This is a genomic window from Arthrobacter sp. UCD-GKA (assembly GCF_001863355.1).
GTDB lineage: Bacteria > Actinomycetota > Actinomycetes > Actinomycetales > Micrococcaceae > Paeniglutamicibacter.
In genome coordinates, this window is record NZ_MOLR01000001.1 from 51182 (window position 1) to 74033 (window position 22852).

Here is a 22852-nt window from a genome sequence, read left to right on the forward strand (position 1 = left end):
ATGCCGGGGAACCGGGCGGCGCCTTGCGGCTCGGCGGCGACACGACCTTCCCCCTGAACAGGCATCGCCTTCCTCCATCGGAAGCGATGCCTTGCGGGCCATGCCCACGGACAGTCTTGGCGTGCCCGCAGCCCTGAATTTTGGAGAGTTTCCCATGAACTTCAACATCCCCACCCATCGCTTTTCCGCACCCCTCGCTGCCGCATCCATGGCCGGCCTGCTGCTGAGCGGATGCGCAGTTGCCGGCGCATCCGATGCGGCTACTCAGAATGCAAACACCACCGAAGCCGAATCGCTGCAGATTTCCGAATCCTGGATCAGGGCAGCCAGCGACGGGATGACCAGCGGCTTTGCCGTGCTGGAAAACCCCACGGACCATCCGGCCGCGCTCGTCAAGGTCGACTCGACCCTGGCCGGCAGCACCGAGCTGCACGACATGGAAGGCTCGGGCACCGCCATGAGCATGAAGGAGCTTGACGGTCCGCTGGAGATCCCCGCACATTCAACCATCGAGCTTGCCCCGGGTGGCAAACATGTGATGCTGATGGACCTGAAGCAGGAACTCAAGGTCGGTCAAAGCCCTGCCCTGAGACTCACCTTCGGCGACGGCAGCACCCGCGAGGTCCCCTTCGAGATCAAGAGCTTCACCGGGGCCAAGGAGTCCTACGCACCGGAAGCCGAGGAATCGGGCCACGCAGGTCCCGCGGAAGGGGACGGGCATGCCGGTCACTGACACCGCCCATGCGAAGGCAAGCCGCCTACCCTCGCGCCGCGGCCTGCTGCTCGGCTCGGCCGCAGCCGCTGCGGGTGCCGCGGCGGGATTCACCGCCGCCGGCCTGCCACTCGGCGCGGCAGCCGCCGAACCGGGCCAGGCGCTGCACGGCTCGGACACCATTGCGTTTCACGGGCAGCGCCAACCGGGAATCACCACCCCTGCCCCGGCATATGCCACATTCCTGGCCCTGGACCTGATCCATGAACCGGGCGCCAATGAGGCAACGACACGTGACGCGCTGGCCCGGATACTGAAGATCATCAGCGACGACGCATCCCGCCTCCTGGCCGGCCGCGGCGTCCTTGCCGACACCGAACCGGAAATGGCGGCAAACCCGGCGCGACTCACGCTCACGGTGGGGCTGGGGCAGCACGCCGCGGCCATCCTGAATCCGGACCTGGTGCCCGGGTGGCTGAAGGACCTTCCCCGCTTCTCCGTTGACCGGCTGGACAAGGCCTGGGGCCAAAGCGACGTGCTGGTGCAATTATGCGGGGACGACCAAATCTCGCTGGTGCACGCCCGCCGGGCCATCCAAAAGGACCTGCGCACCCTGGCCAAGACCAGGTGGGTGCAGGACGGGTTCCGCCACTCGCGCGGTTCCATGCCCGAGGGGGCGACCATGCGCAACCTGTTCGGGCAGAAGGACGGCACCGGGAATCCCGTCGATGCCATGCTTGATCGGGCGGTTTTCGGCGGCGAGGGACTTGAACCCTGGGTGGCGGGTGGAACCTCGCTGGTGCTGCGGCGCATCGAGATGGACCTGGATGCCTGGGACGGGGTGGACCGCCCGGCCCGGGACTTCTCCCTGGGGCGCCGCCAGTCCGACGGCTCACCGCTGACCGGGGAGCACGAGTTCGACACCCCCGATCTGCGGGTGCGCGACGCCGCCGGCTTCCCGGTGATATCCGACGATTCGCACGTGGCCCGCTCGCAGGCCCGCGAGGCGGATGAAAAAATCCTGCGCCGCGGCTACAACTACATCGACGTCACCAAGGCGGGGTTGCTCTTTGCCTCCTACCAATGCGACGTCGATCGCCAATTCGTCCCCATCCAGCAACGCTTGGATGCGGCCGACCTGCTCAACGAGTGGACCACGCCGATCGGGTCAGCTGTCTATGCGATCCTTCCGGGGTGCCGCGAAGGTTCGTTCCTGGGCAAGGAACTGCTCGCCACCTGATCCCCGGATACCGGTCCCGAGGTGCCGGCGGGTGGCGTGAGCCACCTTGGCACCTTGGTGCCGGGCAATCGGTGGGAGAATGGATCGGCGAGGAAGCTGAAAGGACATTGTGAACAAGTCACGGAACACGCAGGCCACGGCCACCAAGGTCGAGGCGTCGATGCCAGGCAAGAGGCTCTTGCTCATGCTGACCCTTCCCGCACTCGTGGTCGGGGTGCTGGTGATCATTGCGGCCAGCTATTTTGCCGGCACCGCCCAGGCCAGTGAGCTGGGGGACCCCGGGCCCTTCGTGCGGTGGGCGCTGCCTGCCGCCAAGGCACTTCATCACTCGTCGATGGCCATCACGATCGCCGCCCTGGTCTTCGCCGCAACCATCCTGCCGCGTTCCACCAAGCCCAAGCGCCCGGAACCGGGCAAGCACGACACCGACGGCGGCCAAACCCACCCCGCCTTTGCCCGCACCTTGAACGTTGCCGCCGCCTCCGGCATGGTCTGGACGGTGTCCGCGGCCGCGGTGCTGGTCTTCAACTTCTGGGACCTGGTCGGCAAGCCCATGAGCACCGACCCCAGCTACACCTCCGCCATGCTCGACTACGTCCTGAACATCTCCGTGGGCAAGGCCTGGGCGTGGATGATCGTGATTGCCGCGATCACCTCCTCCCTGGCCTTCGGCGTGCGTTCCCCGGCCTGGGTCGGGGCCACCACCGCCTTCTCCTTCGCCGGGATCCTGCCGATGTCGCTGATCGGCCACGCCGCCGGGGGAGACGACCACTGGGGTGCGGTCAACTCGATCATGCTGCACCTGGCCGGGGTGTGCCTGTGGTTCGGCGGCATCGTGGTGCTCGCCGCGCTGGCACCGTTGCTGGCCGCCAAGGCCCCGGGACGCTACCCCGGCGCCCGCCCGATCCTGGCCGGCACCGTGCTGCACCGCTTCTCCGCGCTGGCCACCATCTCCATCATCCTGGTCGCCGGTTCCGGTGTCGTGAACGCGACCATCCGCATCACCGACTGGGACCAGTGGATGACACCCTACGGGTGGCTGGTGATCGCCAAGGCCCTGGCCACCATCGCCCTGGGCGCGCTGGGCCTGGCCCACCGCCGCCGGGTCATCCCCGCCCTGGAAGCCGGAAAGCTTGCGGCAACCCGCGCGGCCTGGCTGGTCGTGGGAGCCGAAACCATCATCATGGCCACGGTCATGGCCCTGGCCACGGTGCTGGCCCGCACCGCGCCGCCCACCCCGGACACCCCGCCGGAATTGCCCACCCCGGCCCGGCTGCTCACCGGGTACGAGCTGCCCCCGGAACTGACCAGCTCCAGCTGGATGGAAGTCTGGCGCTTTGACTGGCTGTGGATCGCCATCGCGCTCTTCCTGGCCGTCGCCTACCTGTGGGCCGTGGTGACGGTGCGCCGTCGCGGCGACAAGTGGTCGATCCTGCTGACCATCTCCTGGCTCCTCGGACTCACGGCACTGTTCTACTTCACCTCCGGTGCGCTGGCGGTCTACGGCAAGATCCTGTTCTCCGTGCACATGGTGGACCACATGGCCCTGACCATGGTGGCCCCGCTGCTCCTGGTGGTCGGCTCGCCGGTCACCCTGGCGTTGAAGGCCCTGGGCTCGCGCACCGACGGGACCCGTGGGCCGCGTGAATGGATCCTGGTGCTGGTGCACTCGAAGTTCTCCGCCCTCGTCACCAACCCGCTCTTTGCCGCGGCCAACTTCGCCGGTTCCATCATCATCTTCTATGAATCCTCGGCCTTCGGCTTCGCGCTGCGCAACCACATGGGCCACGAGCTGATGAACCTGCACTTCCTCATCACCGGGTACCTCTTTGCACTGTCAATGATCGGCACCGACCCGGTCCCGAAGCGGGCACCGCACGCGATGCGCCTGGTGATCCTGCTGGCCACCATGGCCTTCCACGCCTTCTACGGCGTCTCCATCATGAGCTCCACCTCGCTGTACCAGGCCGACTGGTTCGGCAACATGGGCAGGAGCTGGGGCGAGGGTGCGCTGGCCGACCAGCGGCTGGGTGCCGGGGCCATGTGGGGGATCGGGGAGATCCCGACGCTGCTGATCGCCTTGGGCGTGATGGTGTCCTGGAACCGGGACGACACCAGGGAATCCAAGCGCAAGGACCGGCAGGCGGACCGCGACAACGACGCGGAACTGCACGCCTACAACGAGATGTTTGCCCAATTGAAAAAGCAGGACGAGGAGATTGCACGCCGTGGCCGCTAGGACCAAGACGGGTGCGTTGCGCACTCTTGCCCTGACCCTTTCCCTGGGGCTGGCACTTGCCGGCTGCGCCGGGGCCCCGCAAGCCGTGGAACTGCCCGAGGGACACGCACCGTTGCCCACCGGCGCCTCCGCCGCCGCAACGCCCAGCGGTGAGGCCGACGAACTGAACGTCTCCGAACTCTCGGTGGCCTCGGGCATCTCCATGGCCGCACGGCTGGGCTTCGACAAGGCCCGGGTGATCTCCGGGACCGAACTCGCCGACCTGAAGAAGGCCCCCGAAGACACCCCGGGAGGGGTCGCGGTGCTGCCCACCCAATGCGCGGATGTCATCGAGTCGCTGAACTGGTCCCCGGTGCAAATGGGCGGCGAGGGAGCGCGTACCGACTTCCTCACCGAGAAGATCCCCGCCACCGGATCGGTCGAGGTCGCGAAGGTCACCGACAAGTCGGCGCTGGATGCCCACTACGCCACGGTGCTGGCGATGCTCACCGAATGCCAGAAGGTGACCATGCACCAGGAAACCGAGACCGTTCCCTTCTCCACCGAGAAGCCCGTGTTGAAGGCCGGGGACGCGGATTCGGCCATCCTGTGGACCCGCGGCAGGCAGGGCCAGGGAATGCGGCAGCAGGCCCTGGTGTTGATCAAGGCCAAGGGGGATTACGTGGCAATGGTTTCGTTCATTGCCGCCGACGGCCTGAAGGCGCCGGAGTTCAGCCAAATGGCGGCCCAGGTGCTCAACGCCGCCCTGACCCAGGCCCGCTAGCCCGTCGACGGATCGTCGCATCATGTCATGATCTCGGCTTCGCCGGGCAAAAACGGGATAATTGAATACAGCACAACGTCAGCCGACAAGCCCAGGAGCAGATCCATGACAGCAACCCCCAGCACCGGAACCGAATCCGTACGCACCTCCTACAAGGTCCGTGCCTCCGAACTGGTCGGCCGCAACTGGCTGAACACCGGCGGGAAGCAACTGACGCTGGAGGACTTCCGCGGCAAGATCACGATCCTCGATTTCTGGACCTTCTGCTGCATCAATTGCCTCCACGTGCTCGATGAGCTGCGTCCGCTGGAGGCCAAGTACTCCGATGTCCTGGTGACCGTGGGCGTGCACTCCCCGAAGTTCGAGTACGAGGCCGATCCGGTCGCGCTGGCCGCCGCCGTGGAACGCTACGAGATCGAGCACCCGGTGCTGGACGACCCGGAGCTGGTCACCTGGCAGGCCTATGCCGCACGCGCCTGGCCCACCCTGGTGGTCGTGGACCCCGAGGGCTACATCGTGGCCCACCTCTCCGGCGAGGGCCATGCGGCCGGGCTGGAATCGCTCGTCGAGGAACTCATCGCCGAGCACGATGCCAAGGGCACGCTGCACCGCGGCACCGGCCCCTACGTGGCGCCGCCGGCACGCGAGGGGGACCTGCGCTTCCCGGGCAAGGCCGTGGCGCTCCAAAACGGGAATTTCCTGGTCGGGGACTCGGGCCACCACCGCATCGTGGAACTGGGCAACGACCTGTCCACCGTGGTGCGCACCTTCGGCTCGGGCGTGAAGGGCTTTGCCGACGGCGACGCGGAAACCGCGCAGTTCAACGAGCCCCAGGGCCTGGCCCTGCTCCCGGCCGAGCTCGCCGCCACGCTGGGCTACCACGCGGTCATCGCCGACACCGTGAACCACCGCCTGCGCGGGCTGGACCTGGACACCGGGAACGTCACCACGCTGGCCGGGAACGGCATCCAGCGCCTGCTGGACGCCGACCAGGCACGCGCCGCTGTCGACGAGAACAACGAGGAAGCCTGGATCAGCGACCTGGGCAGCGACCCGCTGGGCACCTCGCTGTCCTCCCCGTGGGACGTGCTGTGGAGCCCCAAGACCCAGGCCGTGGCCATCGCGATGGCCGGAACCCACCAGATCTTCGCCTTCAACCCGGTGACCGGCGCCCTGTCGGTCTTCGCCGGCACCGGCCTGGAAGGCCTGGCCGACGGCGGCCCGGATGCCAGCTGGTTCGCCCAGCCCTCGGGCCTGGCCCTGGACAAGGACGAGAACATCTGGGTCGCCGACTCGGAGACCTCCGCGCTGCGCCGCCTGGTGCTGGCCGAGGACGGATCGGTTGCGGCCGTGGAATCGGCCATCGGTGCCGGACTCTTCGACTTCGGCTTCCGCGACGGCGCCGCCGCCGAGGCCCGCCTGCAGCACCCGCTGGGCGTTGCCGCGCTGCCGGACGGCTCGATCGCCATTGCCGACACCTACAACGGCGCGGTGCGCCGCTACGACCCGGCCACCGCGACCGTCAGCACGCTGGCCCGCGGCCTGAACGAGCCGGCCGACGTGCAGCTGGATTCCTCGGTGGACGGCGAGCCGGTGCTGCTGGTCGTGGAGACCAACAACCACCAGCTGGTGCGCCTGCCACTTCCGGCCGAGGCCCTTCTCGTCGACGAGGGCGCGTCCCAGACCCAGCGCCCCAAGACCAAGGTCGCTTCGGGGGAGCACGCGCTGACCGTGCGCTTCTCCGCACCCGCAGGGCAGAAGCTCGATGACCGCTGGGGGGATCCGACCCAGCTGAAGATCTCCTCCTCGCCGGAGGAATTGCTGCTTTCCGGCGGCGGCACCTCCACCGGGCTGACCCGGACCCTGGAACTGAACCCGGAGATCGCCGAGGGTGTCCTGCACATCACGGCCCGTGCGGCCGCCTGCGATGGCGAGCCCGGCGGGGAGATCCCCATGCACGCCGCCTGCCACCTGTACCAGCAGGACTGGGGAATCCCGGTGCTGGTGGATGCCGAGGGCGAGACCGAACTGGTCCTGGACCTGCGCGGCATGGACAACTAGGCGGCAACACCACGCCCGAAGCGAGGCCCGTCCCCCGAAACGAGGGGGCGGGCCTCGTTCGCGCTTAACACCGGGGTCGGTGGTTAGGCATCTCACCCTTCAGATGGGTGCCCGGGTGATGGCCATCATGGCGGGAATATTTCGACCCAAGTATTGTTAGCAATGCTAAGGAACTGAAGAGGTCGAAACCCAAGGCGCCGGCGCCCCGGCGCATTGAAGGAGAATCCCGGGCCCGCCCGGATCACATGAACGCAACCAATGATGCCCCGAAACCCGTACGCATAGCCCCCACCCGCGTCAGCAACGCAACCAACACCGGCGACCTGGCCGCCGAACTTCGGGTGGCCGTGATGAAGACATCCCGCCGCCTGCGCCTGGAATCAAGCTCCGAAACCCTCACCCCCGCCCAGTACTCGGTGCTGGCGGGCCTGCGGAACCAGCAACACACCATCGGCGACCTGGCTGCCCGCGAACAGGTCGCCGCCCCGTCCATGACCCGCATCGTGAAGTCCCTGCTGGAAGCCGGGCTGGTCACCCGCACCGTCAGCGAGGCCGACGCCCGCCAGGTGATGATCGCTCCCACCCCCGAGGGGATGGCCGCCTACCACGGCGCCCGAAGCCAACGCACCGCCTGGCTGGCCGTGCGGCTGGAAACGCTCGATGCCAAGGACCGGGCAACCCTGGCGCGGGCCGCGGCCCTGCTGCAGGAAATGAGCGCCAAATGAGCAAGATGTTCAGCGCCCTGAAGATCCCGAACTACCGCCTGTGGACCGCCGGCGCCCTGGTTTCCAACATCGGCACCTGGATGCAGCGCGTCGCCCAGGACTGGCTGGTGCTCACCATCCTGACCGACCACGACGGAACGGCTGTCGGCATCACCACCGGCCTGCAATTCCTCCCCATTCTCATTTTGGGACCCTTTGCTGGCGTGCTTGCGGACCGCATGGACAAGCGCAAGCTGCTGTTGATCACGCAGTCGGCGATGGGCTTCTTTGCCGTGGTGTTGGGCGTACTGGTGGTCACCGGCGCCGCGGAGCTTTGGCATGTCTACCTGCTTGCACTGGGGCTGGGCGTGGCCAGCGCCTTCGACGCCCCGGCACGCCAGGCCTTCGTCTCCGAACTCGTCCCGGCCAGCGACCTGCCCAATGCCGTCGCCCTGAACAGCGCCTCGTTCAACCTGGCCCGGCTGGCCGGCCCCGGCGTGGCCGGGATGCTGATCGCCTGGTTCGGCACCGGACCGGCATTCCTGATCAATGCAGCCAGCTTCGGGGCCGTGATCTTCTCGCTGGCCAAGATGCGCACCGAGCAGTTCCAGCCCACCCGGCTGGTGGCCCGCCAAAAGGGCCAGATCCGCGAGGGCGTCGCCTACGTGCGCAACCGCCCCGATCTGTTGCTGATCTTCGCGCTGGCCTTCGTGGTTGCCACCTTCGGGCTGAACTTCCAGCTCACCAACGCGATGATGGCCACCGATGTCTTCCATGTCGGGGCGGGGGAGTTCGGCCTGCTGGGAACCATTATGGCCATCGGCACGCTCGCCGGGGCCCTGCTGGCCGCCCGGCGCGGCAAGCCGCGGATGCGCTACCTGCTCGGTGGCGCCGTCGGCTTCGGCCTTGCGGCATTGGTCGCCAGCTTCATGCCCACGTTCTTCTGGTACGCGGTGATGATGGTGCCGGTGGGACTGGCCTCGCTGACCTTCCTGAACAGCTCCAACACCATGATCCAGCTCTCGGTCGACCCCGCCTACCGCGGGCGCGTGCTGGGGCTCTACGTGATGGTCGTCCAGGGCGGCACGCCGCTGGGCGCCCCGCTGGTGGGTTGGCTCGGCACCGAGTTCGGTGCCCGGTGGTCGGTCGGCAGCGGAGCATTGATCTCGCTTGTCGCCGGGCTCATCGCGGTGGCCGTGGTGCTGCGCCGGACCCGTCGCACACAGAAACAGGGCTCCGGGACCCCGGCCAGGCACAAGGCCCGCGCCAGGTCCCTGGTCCCGGCGCTGGGCCGCTAGGACCCGGCAACCGGGCGGCTACTCGCTGGAAACCGGGGTGACCCTGACCTTGGTGGTGCTGGCCTTGAGCACGGCGGTGAACCCGAAGCTGTCATCAACGGTCCGCTCGGTGTACCGCCCGGTGCGCAGGTCCTGTTCGGTGACGTCCAAGCGTGCCTTGACCGTCAGCGGGCGCAGGGCCCACGAGCCGTCGTAGGCCACGATCTCGGCCGAGGGGTAGTCGACGATGCTCCAGTGGATGGAATCCGAACGCACCCGCGCAGTGGTGGAGTAACTCATCGGGCAGCCCGCGGGCATGAGGACCTGCTGCTTTGCGCAGTCATCCAGGTACGCGGTGATCTGCTTGTTGACCTCGTCGAGCAGCTTCTTGGTGGGCTGCGTGCGAAGCTTGACCTCGGTGGCCTTCTTCGAGAACCCGGTGACCGCCAGGCCGCGCGAGTCGGCCCGGAAGTTCGGGGTGGCGAAGCTGGTGTCGATGACGGCCGGAACAAACACCGGGACCGTGGTCTTGCCCTTGACCAGCGGGGCGGGGCGCGCATTCACGACCACCTCGTTGGTGGTGTTCGCGGAGATCGCCACGGTGGGAAGCGTCGTGGGCACAAACGACCAGTTCTCGAAGAACAGCCAGCTGCGGCCCGTGCGTTCCAGTTGGTAGGTCGTCTGTTGCTGCACCCCGTGGATGGAGTAGGTTGCCGTGACGGTGGCCAGGTCATCGGCGCCGGCGACCTTTTCGGGCTTGCCCACCGTGAAGTCCTTGACGTCGGCGCTGGCGGCCTTCAGGCCCTCGCCGTCAAGCAGCAGGGCATTGCCCTTGGGGACCGTGGCCTGGAGCAGCCCCAGTGCCGCGGCGCCTTCGCCGCGGGTGAGATGCACATGCAGTTCCTTGACCTTCTGGGCGGGTCCGAAGGAGTTGTGGTTGACCAGGGCAATGGCAGCAAAGGCCAGGACGGCCAGCACCACAAGGGCCGCCGCCCATGTGGCGGCGACCCTTGTGGGAGATAAACGTTCGCTCATTGTGTCCAAGGCTACCGGGAATTCGGCGTGGTTCGCGCCGACCCTCCCTAGCGGCGGCGGCGCCGCTTGGTGCCGAACATGCCGCGAAACAGCTCTCTGCCGATCATGTTTGCGGCCTGCAAGGCCATGTCAAGCACGGGATTGTCGGGTTTCGGCGCGGGGGCGGGGGCACTTGCCTTGCGGCCGGGGGCTCTCTTCGCGGTCGCCGGAGGTTCGGGCATGGCGTAATCGGTGGCGCCGGGTTCCGGTGCGGAATGGGGGATCGACGAGGGCCGGCCCAGGATCGATTCCTCGATTTCGCGGGCAGCGGCATCGATGTCGGCCTGGGACTGGCCCGGACCGGGCACGCGTGCGGCCACCGATCCGCCGGTGGGGACCTGGGCGGCGGCAGGCGCCGCGGCGCCCGCGGTGAGTTTCTCGTACGCGGACTCCCGGTCCACGGCCGTGCCGTAGACCTGCATCAGGGCCGAGGTGCCAATGATCCCGGAAACCGTTTCCGGCGCCGAGGGGCCCATGGTCGATTCCGGGCTCCACATCCGGGTCCAGGCCACCGGGGTCGGCGCGCCCTTCTCGTTCATCACGGTGACCACCGCTTCACCGGTCCCGGCCTGCGTCAACGCCGCATCCAGGTCGTAGTCGCTGGTGGGGAACGTGGAGATGGTGGCCTTCAGGGCCTTGGCGTCGTCCGGGGTGAAGGCGCGCAGCGCGTGCTGGACGCGGTTGGCCAACTGCCCGAGCACGTCCGCGGGGACGTCCTTGGGCGTCTGGGTCACGAAGAACACCCCGACGCCCTTGGAACGGATCAGCCGCACCGTGGCGGTGATCGAGGCCAGGAACGCCTTGGAGGCCCCGTTGAAGAGCAGGTGGGCCTCGTCGAGGAAGAACACCAGCTTCGGCTTCTCCGGGTTTCCGATCTCGGGCAGCTCGGAGAAGAGATCGGCCAGCAGCCAGATCATGAAGGTGGAGAAGAGCACCGGCTTTTCCATGAGCGTGGGAAGTTCCAGGCAGCTGATGATTCCCCGCCCGTCGGGAGCCTGGCGCAGCAGCTCGGCGGTGTCGAATTCCGGTTCGCCGAAGAAGGACTCCATGCCCTGGGCCTGCAGGGTGACCAGCTCGCGCAGGATCACCCCGGCGGTGGCCTTGGAGACCCCGCCCAGCCCTTCGAGCTCGGTCTTGCCCTCGTCGCTGGTCAGATGCGTGATGACCGCGCGGAGGTCCTTGAGGTCGTGCAGCTCGAGGTCCTTGGTGTCCGCGTAGTGGAAGATCAGCTGCAGGCAGGATTCCTGGGTCTCGTTCAACTCCATGATCCGCGAGAGAAGCAACGGGCCGAAGGAGGAGATGGTGGCCCGGATCGGGATCCCCTGCCCGTCCCCGCCCAGAGAGTAGTACTCCACGGGGAAGGACTTCGCTTCCCAGGCCATGCCGACCGAGGCGGTGCGCGCCGTGAGTTTTTCCGTGGGTGTTCCCGGGGTGGAAAGTCCGGTGAGGTCGCCCTTGATGTCCGCCAGGAACACCGGGACCCCATGGGAGGAGAGCTGCTCGGCCATCAGCTGCAAGGTGATGGTCTTGCCGGTGCCGGTGGCGCCGGCCACCAGTCCGTGCCGGTTCATCATGCGCAGCGGCAAGCGGACCTGCGCCTCGGGGAAGAGCTGGTCATCGACCAGCGCCGCTCCGAGTGTCACGGCCGGGCCTTCGAAGGCGTAACCGGCGGTTATGGTTTCCACGTGCTGGGATGTCGTCATCTTGGCCATGTCCATAGCCTACGGTCTGGAACACGTCCGTGGTGGTGGGCGCACCAATTCTTTTTCTCCCGTCAGGGCCGCGGTCCCTAGAACGGGTTGAGCAGCCGGTGCACAAACTGCTTGGTGCGCTCGTTCTGCGGGGTGCGCAGCACCACCTCGGGATGCCCGCGCTCGACGACCACGCCCTGGTCCATGAATACGATCTCATCGGCGACCTCCCGGGCGAAGGCCAGCTCGTGGGTCACCAGCACCATGGTCCAGCCCTCGTCGGCGAGTTCCTTGATCACCCTGAGCACGTCTCCCACCAGTTCCGGGTCCAGGGCCGAGGTCGGCTCGTCGAAGAGCAGCAGCGACGGCTTCAGCGCCAGCGCCCGGACAATGCCCACGCGCTGCTGCTGGCCTCCGGAGAGCTGGTGCGGATACTGGTCGCGCTTCTCGGCCAGCCCGACCCGGGCCAGCAGGGACTCGGCCTCGGCGACCACCTCGACGCGTTTGCGGCGCTGGACCTGGAGGGGGCCCTCGATGACATTTTCCAGCACCGTCATGTGCGGGAAGAGGTTGTAGTTCTGGAACACCATGGCGCTGCGGGTGCGCAGCACCTGCGCCTGCTTCTGCGTGGTGCCCGGGGCGAAGGCCACCGCCGGTCCGCCGTCGAAGGCCACCTCGCCGCCGTCGGGGATCTCCAACCCGTTGAGGCAGCGCAGCACCGTGGTCTTGCCGGAACCGGACGGTCCGATCAATGCCAGGACCTGCCCCTTGCCGATCAACAGGTCAATGGACTTGAGCACCTGGTGCTCGCCGAAGCTCTTTTGCAGGTCGGTGGCCCTCAGCAGGGGCCGGGCGTTGCCGGGGTCAGTGTGCGACATAGCGGTCAAACCTTCTTTCCAGTCGGGTCTGGCCCGAGGAAAGCACCAGGCAGAACACCCAGTACACCAGGGCTGCCTCGATGTAGACGAGCATGAATTCCTGGCTGAAAGCGGCGATTTCCTGGGCGCGGCGGAACAGCTCGGTGAATGTGATCAGCGAGGCCAGGGAGGTGTCCTTGACCAGGGAAATGAATGTGTTTGACAGCGGCGGGACGGAAACCCTGGCCGCCTGCGGCAAGATCAGCCGGCGCAGCGTGGTGGTGCGCGACATGCCAATGGTGTAGCCGGCCTCCCACTGCCCCTTGGGGACCGAAAGGATGGCCGCCCGGATCACCTCCGCCGCATAGCCGCCGACGTTCATCGAGAAGGCAATGATGGCGCTTGGCCACGGGCTCAGGGTCACGCCGATGGAGGGCAGCCCGTAGAAGATGACGAAGAGCTGCACCAGCAACGGGGTGCCGCGGATCACCGAGATGTACGCCCGGGCGATGAAGGACACCACCGGGTTTCGGCTCAGCCGCATCAGCGCCATGACCAGCGCAATCGCCAGGCCGATGGCAAAGCTTGCCAGCGACAGCGGAATGGTGCCGCTCAGCCCGCCCAGCACTATGGGCCAGAGGGAATCGCCGATAAGTTCCCAATTGATGTCCATGGGCAGGGCTCCTTCGCACGGTGGAATCGCGGGCCGCCGGGCTGCAGTCCGCGATGCTGCAGGAAACTACTTGGTGACGTCGGCCCCGAAGTACTTATCGGAGATCGTGGACAGGGTCCCGTCACTCGAGAGCTCTTCGAGCGCCTTGTCCACGGCCTTGACCAGGTCCTCGCTGCCCTGCCGGAAGGCCATGGCGCTGAGGGACTTCTCGGCGGTCTCTGCGGCGATCTTGATGCCGTCGTCCTGCTTGGTTTTCTGCGAATCCAGGTAGGTGAGCTTGTCATTGATGGTGGCATCGACGCGGCCCTGCTTCAGCAAGGTGATGGCCTGGGCCCAGCCCTCGACGGCCTCGATATTCGCCCCGGAGTCCTTGGCCAGCTGCTGCCAGTTGCTGGTCAGGGACTGGGCGGTGGTCTTGCCCTTCAAATCCGCGAAGGAGGAAATGTCGGTATTGCCGGACTTGGTCACGATGACCCCGGTGCTCACGGTATAGGGCTTGGAAAACTCGTACTTGGCCTCGCGCTCCGGGGTGATGGAGACCTGGTTGGCGATCACGTCGGAGCGCCCGGCTTCCAGTCCGGCAAAGATCGCATCCCACTGGGTTTCCTCGAACTGCGGCTTCACGCCCAGCTTCTGGGCCACGGCGGTGACGACGTCCACGTCGAAGCCGGTCAGCGCGCCGGTCCCTCCCTCGTGGAAGGAGAACGGCTTGTAGGTTCCCTCGGTGCCGATCTTCAGCACCCCGGCATCCTGGACCTGCTTGAGCGTCAGGCCGGTCGCGGTGCCGCTGGCGGAAGGGGACCCGGAAGGATCGGTGGAGCCGCTGCACCCGGTGACCGACACGGCGAGCAATGCGGCGGTGGCCAGGGCGATGATGTGGCGCTTCATGGGAAACGGTCCTTTCGGTCACGGTCGTCCACCCGCCGCCCGGCAGCTGCCGCCGTCGCGAATCGAGGCGGGCACCGGATGCCGAACAAGTGAACCTTGATCAGACGCTAACACGGAGGTGGGAATCGCATAAGCCCTTTGTTCCGAAGTGCGTCGCCATGTCGCGTTCCGGCCCGCAACCCGGTGCCAATCCGGGAAGAAGCTCAGGTCAGCAACAGGGGAACGAGCATCATGGCCGGGACCGCGACGATGGTGGTGAGCAGGACGGTGTCCTTGGCCAGGACGATGCCGCGCTCGTAGCGCGAGGCGGTGACGAAGATGTTCTGGGCCGTGGGAAGTGCGGCCATGATGACCGCGACAAACACGGCGTGGGGATCCAGGCGGAACACCCACACGGCCAGCGCCCAGGCGACCACGGGCTGGAACACCAGCTTCATGCCGGTGGCCACCAGGGTGTCGGCCCTCCGGCCGCCGGAGGCCTCGAGGGGCTTGGAACCCACCAGCGAAATGCCGAAGGCGATGAGCATAGCCGGGATCGAGGCCCCGGCGATCAGCTCGATGGGGTCGGCCAGCGGCTGGGGGAGCCTGATGTCGAACAACGCACACGCCAGGCCCGCCAACGATCCGACGATCATCGGGTTTTTCAGGGTCTGGACCAGCATGGAAAACACCGTGGTGCGGTGCCTCGAGGTGCTGGCATCCAGGATGGCCAGGCACACGGGGGAGTAGAGGGCCAGCTGCCACAGGATCACCGGCGCCGCATGGGCCATGTCGCCCAGGACGTACAGGGCAATGGGCAACCCCAGGTTGGCCGAGTTCACGGTGGAAGCACTCATGGCGCCGATGGTCGACTCGGTCAAATCCCGGCGCAGCCACCAGCGGGTCACCAGCACGAAGGCAATGGCGGTGGCCAGGGAGGAAAGCGCGGCAACACCCAGGAACGGGCCAAGCACCGAGGCGGGGTTGGAGTCGGCCAGGGTGGTGAACAGCAGGGCCGGGCTGGCGACGAAGAAGGTCAGCCGGTTGAGCACGTAGCGGGCGTTCTCTCCCAGCACGCCGGTCCGCCCGACGAAATACCCCACGGCGATGACGGTCCAGACCACGGCAAAACCAGAGAGTACTCCGCTCATGAGGTTTAAGGGCCTGCTTCCCGCTGTTGGTGGCCCCGCGCTGCGCGAAGGCCTTAACGACGTGGGACCCGGCCGCCGGCCGGGTCCCACATGCTTGCGAGCGGGCGACGGGAATCGAACCCGCGTGTCCAGCTTGGGAAGCTGGCGCTCTACCATTGAGCTACGCCCGCAGTGCTCCGGGAAGCCTAATGGCCGCCCGGGCAGAAAACAGCATATCCCAAGGTGGGGTGCGAAAACCTAATCGGCGATCCCGGGCGCGTCAAAAAGCGGTGTCCGGCTCCGGTGCGGCCTTGGACAGGAACGGACGGGACAGAGGCTCGGCCAGGCGGGCCGCCACGGGGCCGAGGACCGCCAGCAGCAGCACATAGGCGGTTGCGAGCGCTGCCAGCTCGCCGGTGACCGCCCCGGAAGCGACGGCCAAGCCGGCAATGACAATGGAGAACTCGCCGCGGGCAATCAAGGCCAGGCCGGCGCGGATGCGCCCGGGGACCCCGATGCCGGCGCGTCTGGCGGCCCAGACACCGGTGGCGACCTTCGTCAGCGAGGTGACAACGGCCAGCAGGACCGCCATCGGCAGCACTGCGGGAATGGTGGTCGGATCGGTGTTCAGCCCGAAGACCACGAAGAACATTGCGGCAAACAGGTCACGCAGCGGCTCGAGGATCTTGGTCGCCGAGTGCGCGGTGGACCCGGAAATCGCGATGCCGAGCATGAAGGCGCCGACCGCGGCGGACACCTGCAGCGCCGAGGCGAGGCCTGCGACCAGCAGTGCGGCGCCGATCAGCTTGAGCAGGAAGTTTTCGCGGTCCGAGGAGTGGATCAGCCGGGAGATCTGCGGGCCGAAGCGCAGTGCCGCCAACAAGACCAGGGTGATGGTGCCCAGCGCGATGCCGACCGCACGCAGGCCGCCCAGGAAGCTGAGCCCGGCCAGTGTGGCGGTGAGCACCGGCAGGTAGATGGCCATGGCCAGGTCCTCGAGCACCAGGATGGAGAGCACCACCGGTGTTTCCCGGTTGCCCAGCCTGCCCAGGTCCGAAAGGACCTTGGCGATGATGCCGGAGGAGGAGACATAGGTGACTCCGCCCAGGACCAGTGCCCCGGGAAAGCCCCAGCCCATGAGCAGGGCCAGTCCGGCGCCCGGGGTGAAATTCAGCACCAGGTCCACGATCCCGGCGAGCCAGGCCCCCTTTAAGCCGGTGACAAGTTCGCGGGCGGTGTATTCCAGGCCCAGCATCAGCAGGAGCAGGATCACCCCGATTTCGCTGGCGATCTCCCCGAACTCGGAAATGCCCGCCAGGTTGACCATGCCGCCGCTGCCAAAGAGCAGCCCGCCCAGCAGGTACAACGGAACGGGGGACATGCCGACCCTGGCGGCCAGCCTCCCCAACAACCCAAGCCCCAAGAAAACGGCGCCAAGCTCAACCAAGATCAGCGCGGTGCCGTCCATGTCCCGTGCACCTCTCCCTTAGCCGTCGTTGATCAGGTGCGCTGCGTTTTCCAACCCTGCAGAGGTTCCGACGATGACCAGCACGTCCCCGGCATTGAGCTCGAACCCGGGGCTGGGGGAGGGGAAGACGCTGCCGCTGCGTGAGATCGCGACGACCGAGACGCCCGTGCGGGTGCGCAGGTGGGTGTCCCCGAGGGTCTGGTTCACGTACGGGCTTTCGTGGCTGAGCACGAATTGCTGCGTGTTGACCCCGGGCAAGTCTCGGTGCTGGTCCGACAGCTGGGTGACCAGTTGCGGTGCACCGAGCATGGCGCCGATGGCCCCGGCCTCTTCGGTGCTCAGCGGTATGGCCGCGGCGCAGGCGTCGGGGTCCTCGCGCTGGGAAATGATCAGCTGCATGGTTCCGTCACGCAGGATCACCACGCCCACCCGGCGCCCGGACGCGAGGGTTATTTCGCGACGGACGCCCAGGCCGGGCAGCGACGTATCTTCAAAATTCATGATCCCACTCTAGACCTCGCGGCGGGCCGTGGCCCGTGATTCCGGCCACCCATGCAGGCGGGATGAACCGTGGGCCTACTTCGAGGGGTTTTTCAGGCTTCCGTCGAGGTTGAATTCCTGGCGGATGGTCTTCACCCCGGCGGCGTCGATCTCCAGGCAGAGCTCGTGGCCCGGGTTGATGACCAGCCCGGTGTCTTGCAGCGAGCGGATGATGGTGCCGCCCAGCAGCTGCACCCCGTAGGGTGCGACGTCGATGTAGGCACCCGGGATCCGGGCCAGGTGGGTGAACAGGGCGATGACGGGTTCGCCGGCGGCGTTCTGCAGCAGCATCGGTTGCGCGTTGGTGGTTTCGCCGGAGACCTCCTCACGGCTGAGGAAATACACTTCCGAGTTCATGAAGCTGGCGATGACCTGTCCGTTTAGCGCCGGATCATTCTGGGCGGCGCGGATCATCATCTCCAGGTGGGTGGCCGGCTCGTTGCCGACGGTCTTCGGTTCAACGCCCAAGGCCGCCTGGATGTCCTCGGCGTTGGTGCTGGTCTTGGCTTGCTCGTTCTCTTCGCTCATGCCCCCAAGCATGTCGACTAAGCGACCGGCGGCGCAACCCGATGTCTGGTTGAAGGGCCAACCGTTCTAGAGTGGAGGGACAAAATTGTTTCTGTTGCAAGGAAGCCTGATGCCCGAATTCCAGTACGAAGACCTCCTGCCCATCGGGGCGGACGAGACCACCTACCGCCAGATTTCCACCGAAGGCGTACGCACCATCGAGGGTCCGGGCGGCCGGACATACCTCGAGGTCGACCCCGAGGCGCTTGAACTGCTGGCCTCCACCGCACTGCACGACATCTCGCACTACCTGCGCCCGGCGCACCTTCAGCAGCTGCGCAACATCCTCGATGACGAGGAAGCCAGCCCGAACGACAAGTTCGTCGCCCTGGACCTGTTGAAGAACGCCAACATCGCCGCCGGCGGCATCCTGCCGATGTGCCAGGACACCGGAACGGCCATCGTCATGGGCAAGCGCGGTTCGCAGGTGCTGACCCAGGGCCCGGACGAGAAGGACCTGTCCAAGGGCATCTACAACGCCTACACCACGCTGAACCTGCGCTACTCGCAGCTGGCCCCGCTGACCACCTGGGAAGAAAAGTCCACGGGCAACAACCTGCCGGCGCAGATCGAGCTGTACGCGGACACCACCCCGGGGCACGAGAACCAGTACAAGTTCCTCTTCATGGCCAAGGGCGGCGGCTCGGCGAACAAGTCCTTCCTGTACCAGGAGACCAAGGCCATCCTGAACCCGAACGCGATGCTGCGCTTCCTTGATGAGAAGCTGCGCTCGCTGGGCACCGCCGCGTGCCCGCCGTACCACCTGTCCATTGTCATCGGCGGCACCTCCGCCGAATTCGCGCTGAAGACCGCCAAATACGGTTCGGCCAAGTACCTGGACAACCTGCCGACCACCGGCGCGATGACCGGCCGCGGCTTCCGCGACACCGAGCTGGAGGAGCAGGTGCTGGAGCTGACCCGCAACTTCGGCATCGGCGCCCAGTTCGGCGGCAAGTACTTCTGCCACGACGTGCGCGTGGTGCGCCTGCCGCGCCACGGTGCCTCGCTGCCGGTCGCCATTGCCGTCTCGTGCTCGGCCGACCGCCAGATGCTGGCCAAGATCACCCCCGAGGGCGTGTTCGTGGAGCAGCTGGAAACCGATCCGGCGCGCTTCATGCCGGAGTCCGACCACCCGGCGATCGCCGCCCACGACTCGGAGACCGACGGGGTCACCGGCACCGGCGGCTCCTCGGTGGTGAAGATCGACCTGAACCAGCCGATGGAGCAGATCCTGGCCGAGCTGACCAAGCACCCGGTCAAGACCCGCCTGTCGCTGTCCGGGCCGCTGGTGGTGGCCCGAGATATCGCGCACGCCAAGATCAAGGAACGCCTGGACGCCGGCGAGGACATGCCGGCGTACCTCAAGGACCACCCGGTCTACTATGCGGGGCCGGCCAAGACCCCCGAAGGCATGGCCTCGGGTTCCTTCGGCCCGACCACCGCCGGTCGCATGGACTCCTACGTCGAGCAGTTCCAGGCCGCCGGCGGCTCGATGGTGATGCTGGCCAAGGGCAACCGCTCCAAGGCGGTCACCGACGCGTGCAACACCCACGGCGGCTTCTACCTGGGCTCCATCGGCGGCCCGGCCGCCCGCCTGGCCCTGGATTGCATCAAGAAGGTCGAGGTTCTCGAGTACGAGGAGCTCGGCATGGAAGCGATCTGGAAGATCGAGGTCGAGGACTTCCCGGCGTTCATCGTGGTCGACGACAAGGGCAACGACTTCTTCTCCGAGTCCTCCAAGCCGACCTTCACGGGCCTGCCGATCCGCACCAAGTAGGCATCACGCAGCGGAGCCTCCAAGGTTTCCACGGCACCCAAGTGGGGGTTGCGGGCAGTCCTGCCCGCACCCCCACCGGTGTCTTGCATCCGGTGGCGGCCCCGGGCCCGCGCAGCTTTTGGGGCATCAGCCCCGGACGGTGAGCACGATCAGCAGCACGTTCAGCGACACCAGCAGCACGGAAACCAGGATCCCGGCCCCGGTCGTGAACCAGCGGTTGGCGTGTGCGCCCATGACGGCCTTGCGGGCCGTGAGGTTCACCAGCGGGATCAGCGCGAAGGGGATGCCGAAGGACAGGGCAACCTGGCTGATGATCAGCGCGAAGGTCGGCTCCACTCCGGAGGCCAGCAGGGCCAGGGCCGGGGCGAGGGTGATCAGGCGGCGGGCCAACAGGGAAATGCGCCGGTGCAGCAGCCCCGCCATGATCTCGGCCCCGGCGTAGGCGCCCACCGCGGTGGAGGCCAGGCCGGAGGCCAGCAGGCCCACGGCGAAGAGCGTGGCGACCACGGGGCCCAGGGCAACCTCGAGGGCGGCGTGGGCCCCCTCGAGGGATTCGGTGCCCTCGACCCCGGCCAGGTTCACCGCGGCCAGCAGCAGCATCGCGACGTTGACGGACCCGGCGATGAGCATGGCGATCGAGACGTCCCAGCGCGTGGCCTTCAGCAGCCGGGGGATGGAGCGGAGCAGCGGCTTGGAGCCGAAGCGGTCCCGTGCCAGCGAGGAGTGGGCATAGATCGCGTGCGGCATGATCGTGGCGCCGAGGATGGACACGGCCAGCAGCACCGAGTTGGTGTCGGCGAAGCGGGGAACCAGCCCGCTGGCCAATCCGGCCGCCTCGGGCGGTGCGATGAACACCCCGGCGCAGAATCCCACGGCAATGACCAGCAGCAGGCCGATCACGATGCGTTCAAAGACCCAGGGTCCGCGGCGGGACTGGACCAGCAGAAGCCCCATGGAGATGACCCCGGTGATCAGGCCCCCGGCCAGCAACGGCAGGTCGAAGAGCAGGTAGAGGGCCACGGCCCCGCCGATGACCTCGGCGACATCGGTGGCCATGGCGACGGCCTCGGCCTGGAGCCAGTAGGCGATCCGGCCCGCCCGGCTGCCGAAGCGTTCGCGCAACACCTCGGGCAGCGACTTTCCGGTCACCACTCCGAGCTTCGCCGAGAGGTACTGCACCAGCCAGGCCATGAGGTTGCCGCTGAGCACCACCCACACCAGCAGGTACCCGTATTGCGCCCCGGCGCTCATGTTGGCCGCGACGTTGCCCGGGTCCAGGTAGGCGACCCCGGCGACCAGGGCCGGGCCCAGCAGCCAGAGCAGGCGGCGGGTCGCCGGCAGGTTCGTGCCGGGGGTTGTGGATTGCCCTGTTGCTACCGGGGCCTCGGGGGTGTCTTTCGCCATGGCTAAAGAATAGCCCGCTTTAGGCATGGCTAAAACACCTGGGTGGTTGGCGTGGGCACGGCCTTGGCGGCCGATTCACCCGGCGAACCATCGCCGGGAGGGAACGGGAAAGCCCCGCGGAAGCCAGGTGGCTTGCTAGCGGGCGAAGTCGTAGCCGATTGACCAGTCGCGGTACGGCGGCAGGAACCGCAGCACCAGCAGGGACTCGCGCTGCTGCTTGATCTCTGCGGCCGTCAGCGGCTTGACCTTGGACGCCTTGACCAGGGCCGCGTGGAATGCCTCGAAGGTGCCGGCCTTGGATTTTGCCATGGCCTTGGCCTGGTCCACGCCGATGTAGCGCAGGTGCCACGGCTCGTACTTGTATCCGGTCACCGTTTCGCCGTCGGCCGGGTAGCGGACGATGAAGCCGAAGTCCGCGGCATTGGCGGCCAGCCACTTCCCGCCGGCGGTGTCGCCGAAGCAGGCCTTGAGGTTGCAGTATCCGCTGGACAGGCCGATGTCCGCGGCCAGCCCGATCTGGTGTTCGCTGGTTCCGGCCGGTGCCGACAACCGTGTGGCGTATTCGGTCCCGTACCGGGCCTTGTACCCGTTGAACAAGGACAACTGGCGGTCATAGGAGCGGTACGCGCTGAGCACGGCCAGCGACTGGGAATCCTTGCGTGCCGCCTTGAGCAGGGACTCCAAGGCGGTGGCGGCATCCTTGCGCAGTTCGTGCCCGCTGCCGGCGACGTCGCGCAGGTCCTTGGGCTTGTAGTTCGCCGGATCCAGGGGATGGTCCCGGCTCACCAGCGCCAGGTAGGAACCCTGGTCCTTGGTCAGTTCCTCGGTTGTCGGCGGTTTCGGCTGCTTTTCCGCATGCACCTGCGCCGCAGCGGGTGCCGCGGGCGCGGCCTGTGCGGCGAGGGGGGCTGCCAGCACCAGGCTGGCGCCCAGCAACAGGGCGGGAATGCCGGCACGAAACAAAGACACGATGTCCCTTCGGGGAATGAAGCAAGATGGATCCCCTTCAGGATAACCGCTGGTCCCGTGGTTAGCCCATGCCGGAGGGCCCGTAGCGCCCGCCCCGGGACCCGAAGCGGCACGGGCCGGGCGGCTCGACGAGGTCACCAATGCCCGGTCCACGTGCCCAATGGGATATTTTGGGTACTGTGCTGATTTCTGATGGTGATATTCGACGCGAGCTGGCCTCCGAACGTATTAAGCTCGACCCCTTCGACCCGGCGATGGTCCAGCCGGCGAGCGTGGATGTGAGGCTCGATCGGTTCTTCCGGCTTTTCGACAACCACAAGTACGCCCACATAGACCCGGCAGCGGACCAGCCGGAGCTGACGCGCCTGGTGGAAGTCGCTCCCGACGAGGCATTCATCCTGCACCCCGGAGAATTCGTGCTGGGCTCGACGTACGAAACCGTCACCCTGCCCACCGACATCGCCGCCCGGCTGGAGGGCAAGAGCTCGCTGGGGCGCCTGGGCCTGTTGACCCACTCCACCGCCGGATTCATCGACCCGGGGTTCTCCGGGCACGTGACCCTGGAACTGTCGAACATGGCGACCCTGCCCATCAAGCTGTGGCCGGGATCGAAGATCGGGCAGCTGTGCTTCTTCAAGCTCTCTTCCCCGGCCGAGCACCCCTACGGGTCCGGTGCCTACGGAAACCGCTACCAGGGCCAGCGCGGACCCACCGCATCGCGCAGCCACCTGAACTTCCACCGCACGACGCTGGAAAGCTAGCCACAACCACCTGGCGTTCGTGTGCGTGCGCAGGTCCGGGGAACCGGGCCTGCGCACCAGCTTAAGCGCCCGGCGGGG

The 22852-nt window shown here is 67.1% G+C and carries 20 protein-coding genes and 1 tRNA gene; 9 read left to right on the top strand and 12 right to left on the bottom strand.

The genetic code is table 11. The features are described 5' to 3' along the window. The first annotated feature begins 154 nt into the window (after window positions 1–154). The 7 genes from BLJ79_RS00250 to BLJ79_RS00280 all read left to right on the top strand — a co-directional run bounded on the left by BLJ79_RS00250 (window position 155) and on the right by BLJ79_RS00280 (window position 9017). On the top strand, window positions 155–733 hold the full coding sequence (locus BLJ79_RS00250; protein WP_071212678.1) for a copper chaperone PCu(A)C: 579 nt from the start codon (window positions 155–157) through the stop codon (window positions 731–733). Further along, complete coding sequence (locus BLJ79_RS00255) at window positions 720–1952, top strand: Dyp-type peroxidase (protein WP_071212679.1); 1233 nt, start codon at window positions 720–722, stop codon at window positions 1950–1952. The genes BLJ79_RS00250 and BLJ79_RS00255 overlap by 14 nt, the downstream gene beginning before the upstream one ends. A 109-nt stretch (window positions 1953–2061) precedes the next feature. Beyond that, window positions 2062–4191 carry a bifunctional copper resistance protein CopD/cytochrome c oxidase assembly protein gene (locus BLJ79_RS00260; protein ID WP_286135207.1) on the top strand — a complete coding sequence of 710 codons (2130 nt, stop codon included), beginning with the start codon at window positions 2062–2064 and terminating at the stop codon, window positions 4189–4191. Further along, window positions 4181–4954 (top strand): hypothetical protein, encoded by a 774-nt coding sequence (locus BLJ79_RS00265; protein ID WP_139194650.1) that lies wholly within the window; start codon window positions 4181–4183, stop codon window positions 4952–4954. Before BLJ79_RS00260 ends, BLJ79_RS00265 begins: the two co-directional genes overlap by 11 nt. Window positions 4955–5059: 105 nt before the next feature. Continuing rightward, the gene (locus BLJ79_RS00270) at window positions 5060–7015 is read left to right on the top strand and encodes an NHL domain-containing thioredoxin family protein (protein ID WP_071212682.1); all 1956 of its coding nucleotides are present in this window, start codon (window positions 5060–5062) and stop codon (window positions 7013–7015) included. 245 nt (window positions 7016–7260) lie between these two features. Further along, window positions 7261–7740, top strand: coding sequence for a MarR family winged helix-turn-helix transcriptional regulator (locus tag BLJ79_RS00275; RefSeq protein ID WP_083410894.1), 480 nt, complete (start codon window positions 7261–7263; stop codon window positions 7738–7740). Further along, window positions 7737–9017: an MFS transporter gene (locus tag BLJ79_RS00280; RefSeq protein ID WP_286135208.1), complete on the top strand. Its 1281-nt coding sequence runs from the start codon at window positions 7737–7739 to the stop codon at window positions 9015–9017. Before BLJ79_RS00275 ends, BLJ79_RS00280 begins: the two co-directional genes overlap by 4 nt. Window positions 9018–9035: 18 nt before the next feature. Here BLJ79_RS00280 and BLJ79_RS00285 read toward each other — a convergent pair whose 3' ends face one another. The 10 genes from BLJ79_RS00285 to BLJ79_RS00330 form a co-directional block, all read right to left on the bottom strand. After that, window positions 9036–10031 carry a hypothetical protein gene (locus tag BLJ79_RS00285; protein ID WP_139194651.1) on the bottom strand — a complete coding sequence of 332 codons (996 nt, stop codon included), beginning with the start codon at window positions 10029–10031 and terminating at the stop codon, window positions 9036–9038. A gap of 47 nt (window positions 10032–10078) precedes the next feature. Then, window positions 10079–11782: a helicase HerA-like domain-containing protein gene (locus tag BLJ79_RS00290; RefSeq protein ID WP_139194652.1), complete on the bottom strand. Its 1704-nt coding sequence runs from the start codon at window positions 11780–11782 to the stop codon at window positions 10079–10081. A gap of 77 nt (window positions 11783–11859) precedes the next feature. Beyond that, the gene (locus tag BLJ79_RS00295) at window positions 11860–12639 is read right to left on the bottom strand and encodes an amino acid ABC transporter ATP-binding protein (RefSeq protein WP_071212685.1); all 780 of its coding nucleotides are present in this window, start codon (window positions 12637–12639) and stop codon (window positions 11860–11862) included. Beyond that, complete coding sequence (locus tag BLJ79_RS00300; RefSeq protein ID WP_175475352.1) at window positions 12626–13291, bottom strand: amino acid ABC transporter permease; 666 nt, start codon at window positions 13289–13291, stop codon at window positions 12626–12628. The genes BLJ79_RS00295 and BLJ79_RS00300 overlap by 14 nt, the downstream gene beginning before the upstream one ends. Before the next feature lie 66 nt (window positions 13292–13357). Then, window positions 13358–14179 (bottom strand): amino acid ABC transporter substrate-binding protein, encoded by an 822-nt coding sequence (locus tag BLJ79_RS00305; protein WP_071212686.1) that lies wholly within the window; start codon window positions 14177–14179, stop codon window positions 13358–13360. A gap of 203 nt (window positions 14180–14382) precedes the next feature. Then, a complete protein-coding gene (locus tag BLJ79_RS00310; protein ID WP_071212687.1) occupies window positions 14383–15309 on the bottom strand; it encodes an AEC family transporter in 927 nt (308 codons plus the stop codon). A 99-nt stretch (window positions 15310–15408) separates the two neighbouring features. Further along, window positions 15409–15479: transfer RNA gene (locus BLJ79_RS00315), tRNA-Gly, on the bottom strand. 89 nt (window positions 15480–15568) lie between these two features. Then, window positions 15569–16756, bottom strand: coding sequence for a cation:proton antiporter (locus BLJ79_RS00320; protein WP_071212688.1), 1188 nt, complete (start codon window positions 16754–16756; stop codon window positions 15569–15571). 18 nt (window positions 16757–16774) lie between these two features. Further along, entirely contained in the window at window positions 16775–17257 is a 483-nt protein-coding gene (locus tag BLJ79_RS00325; protein ID WP_071212689.1) for a cation:proton antiporter regulatory subunit, read from the bottom strand. 75 nt (window positions 17258–17332) lie between these two features. Further along, on the bottom strand, window positions 17333–17824 hold the full coding sequence (locus BLJ79_RS00330; RefSeq protein WP_071212690.1) for an SseB family protein: 492 nt from the start codon (window positions 17822–17824) through the stop codon (window positions 17333–17335). Between the two features lie 109 nt (window positions 17825–17933). On the opposite strand from BLJ79_RS00330, the gene BLJ79_RS00335 reads away from it, so the two are divergent. Then, window positions 17934–19640 (top strand): fumarate hydratase, encoded by a 1707-nt coding sequence (locus BLJ79_RS00335; RefSeq protein WP_071212691.1) that lies wholly within the window; start codon window positions 17934–17936, stop codon window positions 19638–19640. 126 nt (window positions 19641–19766) lie between these two features. Here the strand turns inward: BLJ79_RS00335 and BLJ79_RS00340 are convergent, their stop codons facing one another. Then, window positions 19767–21044: an Nramp family divalent metal transporter gene (locus tag BLJ79_RS00340; RefSeq protein ID WP_071212692.1), complete on the bottom strand. Its 1278-nt coding sequence runs from the start codon at window positions 21042–21044 to the stop codon at window positions 19767–19769. A 135-nt stretch (window positions 21045–21179) separates the two neighbouring features. Continuing rightward, entirely contained in the window at window positions 21180–22013 is an 834-nt protein-coding gene (locus BLJ79_RS00345) for a M15 family metallopeptidase (protein ID WP_175475353.1), read from the bottom strand. 179 nt (window positions 22014–22192) lie between these two features. Here BLJ79_RS00345 and dcd point away from each other — a divergent pair, with 179 nt between their 5' ends. Next, a complete protein-coding gene (gene dcd, locus BLJ79_RS00350; protein ID WP_071212694.1) occupies window positions 22193–22774 on the top strand; it encodes a dCTP deaminase in 582 nt (193 codons plus the stop codon). The last annotated feature ends 78 nt before the right edge of the window (window positions 22775–22852 follow it).

Bases quoted from the DNA above. Each gene is read 5' to 3' on its own strand.
- BLJ79_RS00290 (WP_139194652.1), bottom strand. From the start codon at position 11,782: ATGGCCAAGATGACGACATCCCAGCACGTGGAAACCATAACCGCCGGT.
- BLJ79_RS00310 (WP_071212687.1), bottom strand. From the start codon at position 15,309: ATGAGCGGAGTACTCTCTGGTTTTGCCGTGGTCTGGACCGTCATCGCC.
- BLJ79_RS00295 (WP_071212685.1), bottom strand. From the start codon at position 12,639: ATGTCGCACACTGACCCCGGCAACGCCCGGCCCCTGCTGAGGGCCACC.
- BLJ79_RS00285 (WP_139194651.1), bottom strand. From the start codon at position 10,031: ATGAGCGAACGTTTATCTCCCACAAGGGTCGCCGCCACATGGGCGGCG.
- BLJ79_RS00250 (WP_071212678.1), top strand. From the start codon at position 155: ATGAACTTCAACATCCCCACCCATCGCTTTTCCGCACCCCTCGCTGCC.
- BLJ79_RS00275 (WP_083410894.1), top strand. From the start codon at position 7,261: ATGAACGCAACCAATGATGCCCCGAAACCCGTACGCATAGCCCCCACC.
- BLJ79_RS00280 (WP_286135208.1), top strand. From the start codon at position 7,737: ATGAGCAAGATGTTCAGCGCCCTGAAGATCCCGAACTACCGCCTGTGG.
- BLJ79_RS00340 (WP_071212692.1), bottom strand. From the start codon at position 21,044: ATGGCGAAAGACACCCCCGAGGCCCCGGTAGCAACAGGGCAATCCACA.
- BLJ79_RS00305 (WP_071212686.1), bottom strand. From the start codon at position 14,179: ATGAAGCGCCACATCATCGCCCTGGCCACCGCCGCATTGCTCGCCGTG.
- BLJ79_RS00335 (WP_071212691.1), top strand. From the start codon at position 17,934: ATGCCCGAATTCCAGTACGAAGACCTCCTGCCCATCGGGGCGGACGAG.
- BLJ79_RS00325 (WP_071212689.1), bottom strand. From the start codon at position 17,257: ATGAATTTTGAAGATACGTCGCTGCCCGGCCTGGGCGTCCGTCGCGAA.
- BLJ79_RS00320 (WP_071212688.1), bottom strand. From the start codon at position 16,756: ATGGACGGCACCGCGCTGATCTTGGTTGAGCTTGGCGCCGTTTTCTTG.
- BLJ79_RS00330 (WP_071212690.1), bottom strand. From the start codon at position 17,824: ATGAGCGAAGAGAACGAGCAAGCCAAGACCAGCACCAACGCCGAGGAC.
- BLJ79_RS00255 (WP_071212679.1), top strand. From the start codon at position 720: ATGCCGGTCACTGACACCGCCCATGCGAAGGCAAGCCGCCTACCCTCG.
- BLJ79_RS00270 (WP_071212682.1), top strand. From the start codon at position 5,060: ATGACAGCAACCCCCAGCACCGGAACCGAATCCGTACGCACCTCCTAC.
- BLJ79_RS00300 (WP_175475352.1), bottom strand. From the start codon at position 13,291: ATGGACATCAATTGGGAACTTATCGGCGATTCCCTCTGGCCCATAGTG.